At 61.0% G+C, this 14,813-nt stretch carries 15 protein-coding genes and 1 tRNA gene; 10 read left to right on the top strand and 6 right to left on the bottom strand.

Going from position 1 to position 14,813, the window contains the following annotated elements; genetic code table 11:
• Positions 1–505 precede the first annotated feature (505 nt).
• Both EWM57_RS21250 and EWM57_RS19710 read right to left on the bottom strand, forming a co-directional pair.
• Positions 506–1,039, bottom strand: a complete 534-nt coding sequence (locus tag EWM57_RS21250; protein WP_165370443.1) for an energy transducer TonB — start codon at positions 1,037–1,039, stop codon at positions 506–508.
• 465 nt (positions 1,040–1,504) lie between these two features.
• A tRNA-Asp gene (locus EWM57_RS19710) sits at positions 1,505–1,578 on the bottom strand.
• Positions 1,579–1,884: 306 nt separating this feature from the next.
• On the opposite strand from EWM57_RS19710, the gene EWM57_RS19715 reads away from it, so the two are divergent.
• The 5 genes from EWM57_RS19715 (at position 1,885) to EWM57_RS19735 (ending at position 5,782) form a co-directional block, all read left to right on the top strand.
• Positions 1,885–2,832: an acetyl-CoA carboxylase carboxyltransferase subunit alpha gene (locus tag EWM57_RS19715; protein ID WP_207218359.1), complete on the top strand. Its 948-nt coding sequence runs from the start codon at positions 1,885–1,887 to the stop codon at positions 2,830–2,832.
• Between the two features lie 119 nt (positions 2,833–2,951).
• Positions 2,952–3,797 carry an MBL fold metallo-hydrolase gene (locus tag EWM57_RS19720; protein ID WP_129923029.1) on the top strand — a complete coding sequence of 282 codons (846 nt, stop codon included), beginning with the start codon at positions 2,952–2,954 and terminating at the stop codon, positions 3,795–3,797.
• Between the two features lie 18 nt (positions 3,798–3,815).
• Positions 3,816–4,577: a patatin-like phospholipase family protein gene (locus EWM57_RS19725; protein WP_129923030.1), complete on the top strand. Its 762-nt coding sequence runs from the start codon at positions 3,816–3,818 to the stop codon at positions 4,575–4,577.
• Between the two features lie 125 nt (positions 4,578–4,702).
• A complete protein-coding gene (locus EWM57_RS19730) occupies positions 4,703–5,278 on the top strand; it encodes a 1-acyl-sn-glycerol-3-phosphate acyltransferase (RefSeq protein WP_129923031.1) in 576 nt (191 codons plus the stop codon).
• Positions 5,279–5,344: 66 nt separating this feature from the next.
• Positions 5,345–5,782: a hypothetical protein gene (locus EWM57_RS19735; RefSeq protein WP_165370584.1), complete on the top strand. Its 438-nt coding sequence runs from the start codon at positions 5,345–5,347 to the stop codon at positions 5,780–5,782.
• Between the two features lie 87 nt (positions 5,783–5,869).
• Here the strand turns inward: EWM57_RS19735 and EWM57_RS19740 are convergent, their stop codons facing one another.
• Positions 5,870–6,532, bottom strand: a complete 663-nt coding sequence (locus EWM57_RS19740) for a DUF4159 domain-containing protein (protein ID WP_129923033.1) — start codon at positions 6,530–6,532, stop codon at positions 5,870–5,872.
• Between the two features lie 140 nt (positions 6,533–6,672).
• Here EWM57_RS19740 and EWM57_RS19745 point away from each other — a divergent pair, with 140 nt between their 5' ends.
• Together EWM57_RS19745 and EWM57_RS19750 are read left to right on the top strand one after the other, a co-directional pair.
• Positions 6,673–7,242 carry a YdcF family protein gene (locus EWM57_RS19745; protein WP_129923034.1) on the top strand — a complete coding sequence of 190 codons (570 nt, stop codon included), beginning with the start codon at positions 6,673–6,675 and terminating at the stop codon, positions 7,240–7,242.
• Between the two features lie 160 nt (positions 7,243–7,402).
• Positions 7,403–7,618 carry a hypothetical protein gene (locus EWM57_RS19750; protein ID WP_207218360.1) on the top strand — a complete coding sequence of 72 codons (216 nt, stop codon included), beginning with the start codon at positions 7,403–7,405 and terminating at the stop codon, positions 7,616–7,618.
• Positions 7,619–7,626: 8 nt separating this feature from the next.
• Here EWM57_RS19750 and EWM57_RS19755 read toward each other — a convergent pair whose 3' ends face one another.
• Positions 7,627–8,328, bottom strand: coding sequence for a 16S rRNA (uracil(1498)-N(3))-methyltransferase (locus EWM57_RS19755; RefSeq protein WP_129923035.1), 702 nt, complete (start codon positions 8,326–8,328; stop codon positions 7,627–7,629).
• A 26-nt stretch (positions 8,329–8,354) separates the two neighbouring features.
• On the opposite strand from EWM57_RS19755, the gene EWM57_RS19760 reads away from it, so the two are divergent.
• Positions 8,355–8,990, top strand: coding sequence for a hypothetical protein (locus EWM57_RS19760; RefSeq protein ID WP_129923036.1), 636 nt, complete (start codon positions 8,355–8,357; stop codon positions 8,988–8,990).
• Between the two features lie 57 nt (positions 8,991–9,047).
• Here EWM57_RS19760 and pckA read toward each other — a convergent pair whose 3' ends face one another.
• Complete coding sequence (gene pckA, locus EWM57_RS19765; RefSeq protein ID WP_129923037.1) at positions 9,048–10,667, bottom strand: phosphoenolpyruvate carboxykinase (ATP); 1,620 nt, start codon at positions 10,665–10,667, stop codon at positions 9,048–9,050.
• A gap of 250 nt (positions 10,668–10,917) precedes the next feature.
• Here pckA and EWM57_RS19770 point away from each other — a divergent pair, with 250 nt between their 5' ends.
• Positions 10,918–12,654, top strand: a complete 1,737-nt coding sequence (locus EWM57_RS19770; protein ID WP_129923038.1) for a peptide MFS transporter — start codon at positions 10,918–10,920, stop codon at positions 12,652–12,654.
• A 215-nt stretch (positions 12,655–12,869) separates the two neighbouring features.
• A complete protein-coding gene (locus EWM57_RS21255; protein WP_165370585.1) occupies positions 12,870–13,046 on the top strand; it encodes a hypothetical protein in 177 nt (58 codons plus the stop codon).
• An 85-nt stretch (positions 13,047–13,131) separates the two neighbouring features.
• On the opposite strand, the gene groL is transcribed toward EWM57_RS21255, so the two are convergent.
• Positions 13,132–14,772 carry a chaperonin GroEL gene (groL, locus tag EWM57_RS19775; protein ID WP_129923039.1) on the bottom strand — a complete coding sequence of 547 codons (1,641 nt, stop codon included), beginning with the start codon at positions 14,770–14,772 and terminating at the stop codon, positions 13,132–13,134.
• Positions 14,773–14,813: the final 41 nt, after the last annotated feature.

Consider the following 14,813-nt stretch of genomic DNA (forward strand, 5'->3'; position numbering starts at 1 on the left):
TAGAAAGCAATATTTTTTTCGGGGCGGCGCCGAAAATGTCATCCGGAGCGCAGTAGTGCCGGTAAGTGGCGTTCAGGATGAGGTAAGCCGGAAGTGCCGGGCTATGCTAGAGTGGGCGCGCGACGTGGGCATTCCACTCTTGCCCAGCGACGGCCTTAAGAGGCCTCGGGTCCGAAGCTCTCGTGTTGCGACGGCCGCAGAATGTTCACGACTGTAAAGGGTTGTACCGCCCGATAGATCATGCCCCGGTGGGACTCGGAATTGAAGTACTTGTCCCAGCGAAAGTGGCGCAACTCAACGTGGTAGCGCGCGGCAATGGCCTGTAGCAAGGTTAAAGTATCCCTCGCGGAAAGCAGTAGTAGGGAAGAACCGCACGAGTTTTCAGGCGCTGGGAATACCGGATGATGTGTTAATCAATTGCTGCCCAGAGAGCAAGCCAGTGACGGGCCACACGGGTGCAGGATAAATCAGCCAAAGCAGACTAGTTGCAGTCCGTGGCGAGGCTTCAGTGAAAAAAAGGAACCTGGACCCGCCATACGCGGGCCACGGCTTTTCCCTCGTCGTCGAGAGAAGGTGAGAATGGTGGTAGGGACTGTATTACGCGCACGGCTTCCTCGTCGTAGCCCGGCCCTAAACCGTAAACCACGTGGGGGAGGGTAATGCGGCCGTCCCTTTCCAGGATAAATTCTACCTCCACAACCGCGTCCTGCGGCAGGGGCTTCGCCTGAGGCCGGGTTAGGGTCTTCATCTGGTCATGCAGCGCCACCGGCCCACCCGGGAAGGCGGGGTCAGATAGGTAAAGCTTTTCAATGTCGGGGCGGTGCTTGACTTGCACCTCGAATGAGTCGATGGCTGCGCGCTGCCAGCCGCTGCGGTCATATTCTACGGAGGATTGGCGGAAGCTCTGCATTAAGTCGTCTTGGTGGTCCGTCAAATACCAATAAATCCCTAATCCGCTAAAGGTCAGTAAGGCTCCGGCCCCGAAGCAGAGTGCTGCCAAGCGCCGGGACGGTTGGCTGACCAAGAGGAGCAACGCCATGATATCCGCAAGGAGCACAAGGGTAATAGGGTGCTCATGCGCCCAGGGCCAAGCGCTGCTGCTAGGGGCGTGGGCCGACGGGGTGTCCGATGAGAGGACAAGTATCATGAAGTAAAGTGCGAACGTAAACGCCCCGGCGAGCAAAACCAGCCCGCCCAGTCGCACGATGCGTGTCCGTCCCGTGAACCCCTCCAAGTGGCTCCATTTCCAAAATCGGGTACCCAGCAGGGCCAGAGCCAGAGGTGGCCCAAAAACAACGAGAAGTAGTCCAAGGGCGAAGCTCATAGATAAAAACCAGCTGTTGACAGGAATAAATGTCCTCCCGGTAAGAAGAGCATAGCAATGGCTAGCCGGCAGCATACCAACTGTTTTCGGAGGCTAAATTCGCCAGGCCGCCGGTTGAACCAGCGCCAAAAAGAAAAAGCCCCTTAGCGTTAAACTAAGGGGCTTTTCTTCGCATTGCTGCGGTCCGGACGGGACTCGAACCCGCGACCTCCGCCGTGACAGGGCGGCATTCTAACCAACTGAACTACCGAACCAGGGTAGCTTTAACCGCGGCCGCCGTTGTGCTTCCCGTTAAAGTGATGCAAAGGTAGGAGCCGGTTTGAGATTACACAACCGAAGCGCAGATTTTTCCCCGTAAAACGCCACCGCCGGGGCTTTCTCACTGTTTTTCAGCGCAATTAATTTTTCAAAAAATCATTCCCCGGCTGCGGTGCCACCAGTGGAGGGGTTTGCCGTACCTTTGCCTATCACCCGGACGCTGCTTATTTGCCCGTAACCTGCCATCTTAGCGGCCCGTTTTTCTCTCTGCACCTCTCCTCTGACGCATTCATTCCCTGGCAATGCTCCTCGACTTCGAACAACCGATTGCTGCCCTCGAAGGCAAACTCCGTGAAATGCAACAGCTGGCCCTCGACAGCCAGGTGGACGTATCGGAGGCCGTAACGGCCCTGGAGGCCAAAATCAAGGCCCTCAAGAAGGAAACGTACGCCAACCTCACCCGCTGGCAGCGCGTGCAGCTCTCGCGCCACCCCGAGCGCCCCTACACCCTCGACTATATAGAAGGCATGACCGATAAGTTCATCGAGCTGCACGGCGACCGGACCGTGGCCGACGACAAGGCCATGGTCGGCGGCTTTGCGGAGCTCGATGGCCGCTCGGTGATGTTTATTGGGCAGCAGAAGGGCCGCAACACCAAGCAGCGGCAGTTTCGCAACTTCGGCATGCCCAACCCCGAGGGCTACCGCAAGGCCCTGCGCCTGATGAAGCTGGCCGAGAAGTTTGGCAAGCCCATCGTCACGCTCATTGACACGCCGGGTGCCTTTCCGGGCCTGGAAGCCGAAGAGCGGGGGCAGGGCGAGGCCATTGCCCGCAACCTGAAGGAGATGTTTCTGCTCAAGGTGCCCGTCATCTGCATCATCATTGGCGAGGGTGCTTCCGGCGGCGCGCTGGGTATTGCCATCGGCGACCGGGTGCTGATGCTGGAAAATACCTGGTACTCGGTTATTTCGCCCGAGTCGTGCTCGAGCATTCTGTGGCGCAGTTGGGACTACAAGGAGCAGGCCGCCCAGGCCCTCAAGCTCACGGCCTCTGATATGCTGGCCGCCAAGCTCGTCGACGGCATCGTGAAGGAGCCGCTGGGTGGCGCCCACACGGCCCCCGACAAGATGATTGACACGCTGCGCAAAACGCTCATCAAAACCCTCGACGAGCTCGAAGCCATGCCCGCCGAAGAGCGTATCAGCCAGCGCATCGACAAGTTTTCCGCCATGGGCGTGGTGGTGGAATAGGTGTGAGCGGGGGGCTTCGGCCGTTGTCTGGTTTGTCGGCGCTGCTTTTGGCGCCGACTTCGTTCTGGCTGCAGAAACTCCCTTTTCCCTTTAACAGGTAAAATCCAACAGTCCCCAGCATGACCGTTCATACCCTCGATACCGGCCTGTTTAAGCTCGATGGCGGCGCCATGTTTGGCGTGGTGCCCAAGTCGATGTGGCAGAAGCTGAGCCCGCCCGACGCCAACAATATGTGCACCTGGGCCATGCGCTGCCTGCTCATCGAGGACGGTAACCGGCTGGTGCTGGTCGACAACGGCATCGGCGACAAGCAGGACGAGAAGTTCCGCGGCCATTTCTACCTGCACGGCGACGACTCGCTGGAAAAGTCGTTGCGCCAGCTCGGCTTCACGTCGGCCGACGTAACTGACGTCTTTCTGACCCACCTGCACTTCGACCACTGCGGGGGCTCGGTGGTGCGCACCGCCGCCGGCCAGCTCGAGCCGGCGTTTGCCAATGCTACTTACTGGAGCAACGAGGCGCACTGGGACTGGGCCGTGCACCCCAACCCGCGCGAGAAAGCCAGCTTTCTGCGCGAAAACATCCTGCCGATTCAGGAAAGCGGTCAGCTGCAGTTCGTTGCCGGTGGCCGCGTACCCGAGGCCCTGACGCCGTTCAGCGACATTGTCTTTGCCGACGGACACACCGAGAAGATGATGGTGCCGCTGCTGCCCTACAAAGGCCGCACGCTGGCTTTCATGGCCGATTTGCTGCCCTCCGTGGCTCACATTCCGCTGCCTTACGTGATGAGCTACGATGTGCGCCCCCTGGTGACGCTGACCGAGAAAGAGGAAATTCTGCGCCGGGCGGCGGCCGAAAACTGGGTGCTGGTGCTCGAGCACGACCCGCTGCACGCCTGCTGCACGGTGCAGCAAACCGAGAAGGGCGTGCGCCTGGCCGAAACGTTCCGCCTCGAAGACCTGTAACGCGCAACGCCGGGCCCGATGCAGAAAATTGGCGTAGCACTGTCGGGGGGAGGGGCGCGGGGCATTGCCCACCTGGGCGTGCTGGCCGCGCTGGACGAGCTGCAGATTCCGGTGGCGCAGCTGTCGGGGGTGAGCTCGGGCGCCATTGCCGCCACGTTTTACGCCGCCGGCTTCGCCCCGGCCGATATTCTGCGGCTGCTGACGACTACCAACGTGGTCCGGCTGATGCGCCCGGCCTTTAGCCGCTCCGGGCTGCTGCACTTCGATGCCGTCGAGCAGCTGCTGGTGCGCCACCTGGGCCTAAATGCGTCGTTTGCCGACCTGCTGCGCCCGCTCACGCTCGTGGCCACCGACCTAGCCGCGGGCGAGTCGGTTTACTTTTCCGAAGGGCCGCTGATTCCGCCGCTGCTGGCCTCGTCGGCGGTGCCCATCGTATACCGGCCGGTGCAGTATCAGGGCCGGCAGCTCGTCGATGGCGGGGTGCTGAATAACCTGCCGGTGGAGCCTTTGCTGGAGCAGGGCCTGCGCGTGATTGGGGTGCACTGCAACCCGGTCAACCCTGGTGCGCCGGTCACCAACTTCCGCAGCCTGATTGAGCGCACCCTGCATCTGGCCATCAATGCCAATACCCTGCCGCGGCAGCAGCGCTGCGACGTGCTCATCGAGCCCCCGGCGCTGGGGCAATACCGCCCGCTGAGCTACCGCCGGGCCCCGGAGCTCTACGAAATTGGCTACGCCTATACCATGGGACTGGCCGAGCAGCTCCGGGCTCTAGTGTAGAAGCCTGGGCTTTTATCCATCCAATACGAGGGCTGAAAACGCCGGGCAGCGCGGGATTCACCACCAAAAATCCCTATTTTTAAACCCGGCAACCCGTTTTACGTTGGGCTGCTGAACGAAACTCTATGCCCAAAGCTCCCCAAACTCCCGCCTTCTGGTATCACTTTTCCCGGTTCTGGTTCTGGATAACCGGCTGGAAATTAGCCTCCGTCGTGCCCGACGGCATCACCAAGGGCATCATGATTGCCGCTCCCCACACCAGCAACTGGGACATCATGTACGCCCGCGGGGCCTTTTTCCTGATGAATCTGCCCGTGCGCTTCACCGTGAAAAAAGAGTGGGTCGACAACAAGTTCGTGGGCTGGCTGGTCCGGTCCCTGGGCGCGCTGCCCGTCGACCGGAGCCGCAACAACAGCCTAGTCGACGGCATGGTGCAGCTGCTCAACCAGAACGAGGAAATGGTGATTCTGATTACGCCCGAGGGCACGCGCAGCTACCAGCCCAAGTGGCGCAAAGGCTTCTACTTCGCGGCCATGGGCGCCAAAGTGCCGATTCTGCTGGGCTTCCTGGACTACAAAAACAAGGAAGCCGGAGTGGGGCCCGTGTTCTGGCCGACCGGCAACTACGAAGAAGACCTGGAGCACATCAAGGCCTTCTACCGCACCAAGGCCGGCAAGTATCCCGAAAAGGGCGTCCGCTAAGTTCGCCGGGCCCGTATTTCGCTTAACCAAGCCTGCTTTCCCAACTCCTTGCCCCGCTACCTGCCCATGGAAAAGGTACAGATGCTCCTGCTGATTCTGTTTGGCGTTGTGGTCTTCGTGTGGCGGCTGGTGCAGAAAGCCCGGGAAACCATGGCTCAGGAAAGCCGCACCCGGCCCGGGAATCAGGGGCCGCCCGCGCCGGGGACCTCGTTTCAGGAGCTGCTCAAGCAGATGCAGGCCCAGAACGCCGCCCGCTCCGCTGACCCCACCGCCACCGTGCCCGCCCCGGCAGCTCGGAAGCCCCGCCAAGCCAAGCCCTTGGCCGCGCCCACCCCGCCCGTGGAGCGCCCCGCGCCCCGCCGCCCCGCCACCCCGCGGGCCCCGTTGCAGACAACTCCCGAAGCCCCCAACGCCGTGCAGCGCCGCGTGGCGGATATGCTGCGCAACCCGGCGGACGTGCGGGCGGCCTTCGTGCTCAGCGAGATTCTGCAGCGCAAGTTTTAGCGCACCGGAATTGATTACCACAGAAAAAGGCCCGGGAAAGCTCCCGGGCCTTTTCCTGTGAACGTTCTGACGGGCGCAACCCGCCGGCTAATCCTGGGTGAGGGCGTAGCTGAGCAAGTTGGCGCCCATGCGCAGGGCCGCCTCGTGGACGGCCGGAGTGTCTTCGGGGTAGGTGCCCAGATCTTCCCAGCCGTTGCCCAGGTCGCACTCGAAGCTGTAGAAGCACACCAGGCGGCCCCGGTAGAGCAGGCCGAAGCCCTGGGGACGCTTGCCGTCGTGTTCGTGCACCTTGGGCAGGCCCTTAGGGAAGGCAAACTTCTGGTGGTAGATGGGATGGGAGTAGGGCAGCTCCACAAATTCGAGCTCGGGAAACACCTTTTTCATTTCCGGGCGGATGAACTTGTCGAGGCCGTAGTTGTCGTCGATGTGCAGAAAGCCGCCGCCGACGAGGTAGCGACGCAGGTTTTTGGCTTCCGCGTCGGTAAAGCTCACATTGCCGTGGCCGGTCATGTGCACGAAGGGGTAGGTGAAGAGCTCAGGCGAATCCAGCTCCACGGTGGCCTCGTCGGGGGCAATGTTGGTTTTGAGCACCTGATTGCTGAAGCGGATCAGGTTGGGCAGGCTGGTTTTGTTGGCGTACCAGTCGCCGCCCCCACCGTAGTGCAGCTTGGCAATGCGGAAGCTGTAAGTGGGCGCGGCCGCCGTCAACGACAGCAGGAGTAAGGCAGAAAGCAGCAGGTGTTTGAGCATACGCGGAGGAAAGACACGGCTAACAGACTACAAAGTAACGCCGAGGTGGCAAAGTTCAGTGTCGGCCGCCTGAGTTGGACGAGGAATAGCTTGCGCGGCCGTGGCTGATTCGCGTAGTTGCTGCCTCTTTGTCTTGCTCCATGCACCTTCGTCGCCTCGCCCTGTACGCTCTGCTTTGCCTCATCAGCTGGGGGCTGGCCCACTCCGCCTTCGTAGTGGTTGATGGCCTGACCGGCTCTCGGGAGTCGGCCGATGCCGCCGTGGTTCTGGGCAACACCGTGAACCGGGACGGTACCTTGTCGGAGCGGCTGCGGCAGCGCGTGGCTTGCGGGCTGCGCTTGTACCAGGCTGGGCGGGTGAAGACGCTCATTGTCAGCGGCGGGCTGGGCCGGGAGGGCTTCTACGAAGGCAGCAAGATGCGGGACTACCTGCGCCAGCAGGGCGTGCCCGACTCGGCCATTGTGGTCGACAACTACGGCGACGACACCCGCCAGACCGTAGTCAATACCCTGCCCATTCTCGATTCCCTGCACGCCCGGCGCCTACTGGTTGTCTCGCAGTACTACCACCTGACGCGCACCAAGATGTTGTTTCGCCGGGCGGGGTGGCCGCCGGTGGGCAGCGTGAGCCCAGTCTACTTTGAGCTACGCGACCTGTATTCGCTTGCTCGCGAGTTCCCGGCTTACTACCAGCAGCTGCTGGCCGAGTAAACAGCTAGTCGGTAGGGGGCGGAAAAAGTTGCTTGTGCCGCGGCGTGCGGCATTCGGCCTACGCTACCTTATTAATAAAGAGCAGATATGATAACGGGCAAGGATTTACTGGACCGGCATCGACGCCCGCTTTTTCTTCAATCAGGTTGACATTTTCGAATTGCCCAGCGCCTATAAGGACGCCGAGGAAGTGAAGCAGCAGATCATGGAGTTCGAGCTAGCCACCATCGTCGACGAAATCCGGTCTTACGGCTACCTGATGGCCGGCGACTGGGAGCAGCATGTGCCCTGGCGCAGGAAAAAGCAGGCCAAGCAAGCCGCCCGCCTGGCTGCCCAGGACGAGCAGTCCGACAACTCGGCGCTGGTGGAGGAATAAGCAGGTGGCTACTCCCGGGCAATATGGACGGTGAATATTGCTGCCAGCGCCGCCGTTTCGGTTCGCAGCCGGGAAGCGCCCAGCGTCACGGGCCGGATGCCGCGGGCCCGGGCCGCCTCGATTTCCTGGGGCGTGAAGTCGCCTTCGGGGCCAATAAGCACGCAGCAGCCCGCGCCGGCTGCCGCCACATGGGAGAGGGCCGTCCGTTCCCCTTCTTCCAGGTGGGCAATAAACGTGGTTTCGGGGGCTACGGTGGGCAGAAAAGCGTTGAAGTCGGTGAGCTCATCAACCTGGGGCAGCCAGGCTTGGCCCGACTGCTTCAGGGCGCTGACGGCAATTTTCTCCAGGCGCTCCAGCTTCAGCTCCCGGCGCTCCGAACGGGCTCCGCGCAAAAAACTAATTCGGTCGACGCCCACTTCCACCGCCTTCTCCACGAGCCACTCCATCCGGTCCAGGTTTTTGGTGGGGGCCACGGCTCGGTGCACAAAGTAGGGGCGGCGCGGGACCTGCTGCTCGGTGGTGATGCGCAGCTGGCAGCGTTTGGGGTTGGCCTCGGCCACCTCGGCCCCGTACACGCCCCCGCGGCCATTGACCAGCACTACCGCGTCGCCGGGCGTGAGGCGCAGCACGCGCACGGCGTGCTTGCTTTCGTCTTCGGGCAGGGTGTAGGCAGAGCCTGCTAAGTCGGGGGCGAAGAAGGTGTGGGGCATGGGGCAAAGTTCGGATAATGGAAACTATGTTTGACGAGAAAGCCAAGACGAATTCCTGGCTGACGCACACTTCCCAGAGTTCGCAAGAACCGAATAAAAGAATGGACGATAACTCCCTGCGGGATACTGCCCGGTTCTGGCTCAATCAGCGGTTCAGCTATATCCAAACCTATTCTTTCAATCGAGGGCCGAAGCTGGCGGCTTTCAATCAGGCCGCCAAACAGCGGTTTTCCGCCGTGCGCCAAGAATTGCTGACTGCTCCGTCCGCCCGTCTGCCGGCAATGCGCGAAAATCTCCGCTGCCTGGAGCGCGGGTGGGATTTGACATCCTTGCTGCTGACGGAAGGAGAAAATGCCTACCACATCACTGCTTCCCCGGTGGCCATAATTACGGCCGACTCCTTGGACGCGGAACGGCTGGCCGCCATTCTGGCCACGCCGGTTTGTCATCAATTCGACTGGATGTGCGGGCCGGTCTACCGGGATGCCCTGGCTTTCTACGACGCGCAAGGTAGGCTAAGGGCCGTGTTGAACATTTGTTTTGGGTGCGACAAAATGCTCACGGACCAGCAGCAGGAAATAGCCGCCGACTCCAGTACCTACCAACGGCTAAAACAGCTGCTTATCGAGCTGGGCCACGTTATCGACGACAAATACCAGTAAGCAAAAAGCCCCGCCGGCCGAGGCCAGCGGGGCTTTTTCAAACGCTAATCCGAATACTTAGGCTACTACGGCGGCCGTTTTGGGGGCGCCGGCCAGGATGTCCTCGTTGGCGTAGTCAGCGTACTTCTGGAAGTTCGCCACGAACTTGTCGGCCAGGGCCGAGGCAGTTTTGTCGTAGGCTTCCTTGTCGGCCCAGGTGTTGCGCGGATCCAGGATTTCGGTAGGCACGCCGGGCACCGAGGCGGGCACTGCCACGCCGAAGATGGGGTGCTTGGTGAAGGTCACGTCGTTGAGCTTGCCTTCCAGGGCGGCCGTAATCATGGCCCGGGTGTAGCCCAGCTTCATGCGCGAGCCCACGCCGTAGGCGCCGCCGCTCCAGCCCGTGTTGATCAGCCACACGTTCACGTCGGGATGCTCGTCCATTTTCTGGCCCAGCATTTCGGCGTACTTGGTGGGGTGCAGGGGCAGGAATACGGCGCCAAAGCAGGCCGAGAAAGTCGTCTGCGGCTCGGTCACGCCCATTTCCGTACCCGCAACTTTCGCCGTGTAGCCGCTCATGAAGTGGTACATGGCGTGGCTCTTGTCGAGCTTGCTGATGGGAGGCAGCACGCCGAAAGCATCGGCCGTGAGGAAGAAGATGTTCTTGGGCGAGTCAGCCACCGACGGCTCAATGGCGTTGTCGATGAAGTTGATCGGATAGGCCGTGCGGGTGTTTTCGGTCACGCTCTTGTTGGCGTAATCCACGGTGTGGGTGCCGGGCACGAAGCGCGTGTTTTCCACGATGGAGCCGAAGCGGATGGCGTCCCAGATCTGGGGCTCCTTCTCGCGGCTCAGATCGATAACCTTGGCGTAGCAGCCCCCTTCGAAGTTGAAGATGCCCGCGTCCGGGGTCCAGCCGTGCTCGTCGTCGCCGATCAGGCCGCGGTTCGGGTCCGCCGACAGCGTCGTTTTGCCCGTGCCCGAGAGGCCGAAGAATACCGCCGTGTCGCCGTCCTTGCCCACGTTGGCCGAGCAGTGCATGCTGAGCGTGTTGTGCTCGTGGGGCAGCAGGTAGTTGAGCACGCCAAAGATGCCTTTCTTCATCTCGCCGGCGTAGCCCGTGCCGCCAATCAGAATCATCTTCTTGGTGAAGTTGAGAATGGCGAAGTTCTTCTGGCGGGTGCCGTCCACGGCCGGATCAGCCTCAAAGCCGGGGGCGCAGATGATGCTGAAGTCGGGCGTCCAGCTAGTGTCAGCGCCTTCGGCAGGGCGCAGGAACATGTTGTAGCAGAATAGGTTGTGCCAGGCCTGCTCGTTCACGATGCGCAGCTTGAGCTGGTAATCGGGGTTGGCGCCGGCGTAGGCTTCGCGCACGTAGAGCTCCTTGTCGGCCAAGTACTGCACCATCTTGGCGTGCAGCTGGTCGAACTTGTCGGTGTCAAACGGGATGTTGATGTCGCCCCACCACACCGAGTCGGCGGTGTTGGCATCCTTCACCACGAAGCGGTCCTTGGGGGAGCGACCGGTGAAAGCGCCGGTGTCGGCCATCAAAGCGCCCGTGTCAGTGAGCGTGCCCTCGCCGCGGCGCAGGGCTTCTTCCACCAGAGCGGCGGGCGGGAGGTTTAGGTGAACCTGGGCAGCGGAGGTGAAACCCAGCGGCGCGAGGCGGTCGAGGGCGTTGGCGGCGGTGTTCTGCATGGGCCGAAAACGGGAAAAATTAGGGTGGGAAGAAGGGGACTCAGTACACAAAATTAGTCAAAAAACCCATCCGCCCGCAGAAGGGGCCAATAAAGCCCCGGATTATCGCGAAAATTCGCTGACCGGTGCTGGCTTTCGGGGCAGACTCGGGCCCGCGGTTACCAATTGCGAAAGTTTTGTAGTTTTACCAACCACCCGCGCGGTTGCAGCCCGTGGTCCTTTCCCCACTTTCTCACCTCATTTCTTTTTCATGCAAACGACCTCCGCTGTGCAGGAGCAGCCGCCACTGGCTACCTCTACCAGCCATCCTAAGGGCCTGTACGTGCTCTTTGCCACCGAGATGTGGGAGCGGTTCAGCTACTACGGTATGCGCGCCCTGCTCTCACTGTACATGCTCAAGGCTCTCCTTATGAACAAGGAGATGTCGTCGCTGATCTACGGCAACTACACTTCCCTAGTCTACCTGACACCCCTGTTGGGTGGTTACATGGCCGACCGTTACTGGGGCAACCGCCGCTCTATTCTGGTGGGCGGATTGCTGATGGCCGCCGGTCAATTTGCCCTGTTTTTCTCCGCCTCCATGTACCAGGCTGGCCAGACGGCCGTGCCATCCGCGCAGCTGCTGCTATTCTTCCTGGGCCTGGGCTGCCTGATTTTTGGCAACGGCTTCTTCAAGCCCAACATCTCCTCGATGGTGGGCTCGCTCTACCCGAAAGGCGACTCCCGCATCGACGCGGCCTACACCATCTTCTACATGGGCATCAACCTGGGCGCGTTTTTCTCGCCCCTGGTCTGCGGCACGCTCGGCGATACGGGCAACCCGGCCGACTTCAAGTGGGGCTTCCTGGCCGCCGGTATCGGCATGCTGGTGGGCAGCCTCACCTTTGAGATGCTCAAGCATAAGTACGTGGTGACGGCCGAAGGCGCCCCGCTGGGCGCCAAGCCCGAGCGCACCGTGGACGCTTCGCCCGTGGTGCCGGTGCAGACCGACGGCCCCGTGCGTTCCGAAACCATTGCTCAGCCCGCCAAGAGCTTCGCCAGCAAGCTGCCCATGCTCATCGGCCTGTTTGCCGTGGTGTACGCCGCCATTGCCTGGCTCATGAACAAGGACTGGATCGGCGCCCTGGTGTTCTCGGCCATGATTGTGGCCCCCGTCACCATCCTGACCGACCCCACGCTGACCTCCCGCGAAAAGCAGAAGATTTACGTGATTTTCATCCTGAGCTTCTTCGTTATCTTCTTCTGGGGCACGTTTGAGCAGGCCGGCGCTTCGCTCACGTTCTTCGCCGACGAGCAGACTGACCGGAACCTGGGCTCCTACGTGGTGCCAGCTTCCTACTTTCAGTCGGCCAACGCGCTGTTTATCATCGTGTTTGCTCCCATCTTCGCCGTCATGTGGACCTGGATGGGCAAGCGGGGCACCGAGCCTTCGTCGCCGCTGAAAATGGCTATCAGCCTGATGCTGATGGCCGTGGGCTACCTCATCATTGCCTTCGGCGTGAAAGGCGTAGACGCCAACACCAAGGTGAGCATGTTCTGGCTGATTACGATGTACATGGTCCACACCTTCGCCGAGCTGTGCTTGTCGCCGATTGGCTTGGCCCTGGTGAATAAGCTGGCTCCAGCCCGCTTCGCTTCCCTGCTGATGGCCGTGTGGTTCTTGGCTACGGCCGCCGGCAACAAGCTGGCCGGCGTGCTGTCGGGTTTGTATCCTCCCGGCCCCGGGGAGTTTGCCAAGGCTTCGAAGGAAGGCATCGACCTGCCCGGCATCCTGAACGGCACTTCCCAGGCTACAGCCGACGTATCGGCCAAGCTGACCCAACTGGAGCTGGCGGCCCACTGGCCTTCATTCCTGGGCTTCCAGATTACCAGCCTCTACGACTTCTTCATGATCTTTGTGGGAATGTCGGCCGTGGCTTCGGTTATTCTGTTCGTCATCTACAAAAAGCTCAACACGATGATGGCCGAGCCGGTAACGGCCGCCTAGGTTCTGCAGGACCCATAAAAAGCCCCGCTGGAATTTTCCGGCGGGGCTTTTTGCGTTATAGCGGGTACCTTCACCCGATAATTCACCCGATAAGCGGGCGCCTTGCCCGGCTGTTGCAGTAAAAAAGCTGTTGCCCAAGACCCACGATGTCGGACCGTGTGCATACCTGGTTGATTATCGGCACCAGCTTGCTGGTGCTTTTAGGCGGTTTAGGCATGCTTGACGTTCAGGTTAGCCTGAAATACGAAATTGGCGACGACCCTTGCCGGTCAGTGGTATCGGGCCGCGACCTGTGCGCGGCGTACGAACACGCGAAGTGGCTGACCTGGATTGCGCTGGGTGTGGTGCTGGCCCTTATCGGCTGCAGCCACCAGCTTGTCCGCAACAAGTAGGCTCTGAAAATACTGCACGAAAAAGCCCCGCCGGACCGAAGTCCAGCGGGGCTTTTTTTACGTGCAGCCAGGGGCTGGGAGCTGATTACATCATGCCGCCCATGCCACCCATGCCGGGGGCACCACCGCCGTGGCCGCCGTCTTTGTCAGCCTCGGGCTCGTCGGAAATGACGCACTCCGTGGTCAGCAGCAGGCCGGCAATAGAAGCGGCGTTTTCCAGGGCCAGGCGGGTCACCTTCGTGGGGTCGATGATACCGGCGGCCATCAGGTTCTCGTAGCGGTCCTCACGGGCGTTGTAGCCGAAGTCACCTTTGCCTTCGCGCACCTTCTGCACCACGACCGAGCCTTCACCACCGGCGTTGGCCACGATGGTGCGCAGGGGAGCCTCAATGGCCGTGCGGATAATGTTCACGCCGGTACGCTCGTCACCGTTGGCGGTGTCCACGCCTTCCAGGGCTTCCAGGGCGCGCACCAAAGCGACGCCGCCGCCGGGTACCACGCCTTCCTCAACGGCGGCGCGGGTGGCGTGCAGGGCATCGTCTACGCGGTCCTTCTTCTCTTTCATCTCAACCTCCGTGGAAGCACCGATGTAGAGAATGGCCACGCCGCCGCTCAGCTTGGCCAGGCGCTCCTGCAGCTTCTCCTTGTCGTAGTCCGAGGTGGTAGTGCCGATTTGGGCCTTGATTTCGTTGATGCGGGCGGTAATGGTGTCTTTCTCACCCTTGCCGTTCACGATGGTCGTGTTGTCCTTGTCGATGATGATTTTCTCGGCCGTGCCCAGGTATTCCAGCGTGGCAGAGTCGAGCTTGTAGCCGCGCTCCTCCGAAATCACCGTACCGCCGGTCAGCACCGCAATGTCCTCGAGCATCGCCTTGCGACGGTCGCCGAAGCCGGGAGCCTTCACGGCGGCAATTTTCAGCGAGCCGCGCAGCTTGTTGACCACCAGCGTGGCCAGAGCCTCGCCGTCCACGTCTTCCGACACGATAACCAGGGGCTTGCCGGTCTGCACAACCTGCTCGAGCACGGGCAGCAGCTCCTTCATGGTGCTCACCTTCTTGTCGTAGATCAGGATGAAGGGGTTTTCGAGCTCAACCTCCATTTTCTCGGGGTTGGTCACGAAGTAGGGGGACAGGTAGCCGCGGTCGAACTGCATGCCTTCCACCGTTTTTACTTCGGTTTCAGTGCCGCGGGCTTCTTCCACGGTGATAACGCCTTCCTTGCCCACTTTATCCATGGCATCGGCAATCATTTTGCCGATTTCCGAGTCGTTGTTGGCCGAGATGGTGCCTACTTGGGCAATTTCCGAGGAGTTCTCAATCTTCTTGGACTGGGCTTTCAGGTTCTCGACCACGGCCTTCACGGCCTTGTCGATGCCGCGCTTCAGGTCCATGGGGTTGGCACCGGCGGCTACGTTCTTGGAGCCGGCGGTGTAGATAGCCTGGGCCAGTACGGTAGCGGTAGTGGTGCCGTCACCGGCCTGGTCGGCGGTTTTGGAAGCCACTTCCTTCACGAGCTGGGCGCCCATGTTTTCCACCGGGTCGCTCAGTTCAATTTCTTTGGCGACCGTCACACCATCCTTGGTGATGGTCGGAGCGCCGAATTTCTTGTCGATAACCACGTTGCGGCCTTTGGGGCCCAGGGTTACTTTCACGGCATTCGCCAGTTTGTCTACGCCGCGCTTCAGCTTGTCGCGGCCGTCGGTATCGAATTGGATGTTCTTAGCCATCTTATTGAATCAGGAAATGAAATCGAAAGGAAAAAGGGGCA

The sequence above is a fragment of the Hymenobacter persicinus genome, assembly GCF_004167665.1.
In the GTDB taxonomy this organism is placed as follows: Bacteria; Bacteroidota; Bacteroidia; order Cytophagales; family Hymenobacteraceae; genus Hymenobacter; species Hymenobacter persicinus.